1 protein-coding gene is annotated in these 781 nt (G+C 60.2%); it reads right to left on the minus strand.

All coding sequences use genetic code 11. The features are described 5' to 3' along the window. Positions 1-9: 9 nt before the first annotated feature. Positions 10-781: IS3 family transposase (locus tag RTCK_RS05800; RefSeq protein WP_142592127.1), on the minus strand; the 772-nt coding region annotated here is incomplete at its 5' end.

Below are 781 nucleotides of genomic sequence, written 5' to 3' on the forward strand. Positions count from 1 at the left end.
GCAGCCCGGTCAGGAATTAGAAGGAGATGCCAATGACCGCTTGACAGAACCTCCCTCATACAAGTCCTCGATCCATCCGTCGATGAGCCGGAGCGCTGTTTCGGCGTCCGGTAGAGCCGATATGCGGATGTAATCCCGCTTCAGGGTTTTGACGAACGCCTCGGACATACCATTCGACTGAGGGCTCGCGACAGGAGTGAAGCAGGGTGTCAGATTGAGCGCTTGGGCAAACAGCCTCGTGTCCCTCGCGGTGTAAGCCGAGCCATTGTCCGAGAGATGCTCGATTGCGTGCGGGGCTCGGGTGGCTACGAACCGCTTCTCGACAGCCTCCAGCATCATGTCGCGCACGTCGGAGCCGGAGATGCCTGCATTCGCGACCGCAGTCCAGGCAATGATCTCGCGGTCGAAGGCATCGATGATGAAGGCGAGACGAATGACCTCGCCATTCCAGCAGGTGAACTCCAGCCCATCGGAGCACCAGCGCAGGTTCGAGCGCATGACCATGACCTTGCCGTCATGGATGCGGCCCTTGCGAACGGCCGTATGCTTCTCCAGCAGCATGGCGTGGTTGCCCATGATGCGATGAACCCGCTTGGCGTTGACGACAGGCATATCGGCGGCTCGCTTCTCGCGATTGAGGAGCGCTGCGATCCGCCGATAGCCATAGGTTGGCCTTTGATCCACCAGCCTTCGAATGGTGAGCAGAAGCTCTGCATCCTCGGCCTTGTGATAGGCCCCGCGCGGCTTCGATCTGCCTTTCAGGCGCTCGACGAGGTTGGAA

The sequence above is a fragment of the Pseudorhizobium endolithicum genome, from assembly GCF_902153245.2.
Classification (GTDB): Bacteria; Pseudomonadota; Alphaproteobacteria; order Rhizobiales; family Rhizobiaceae; genus Neorhizobium; species Neorhizobium endolithicum.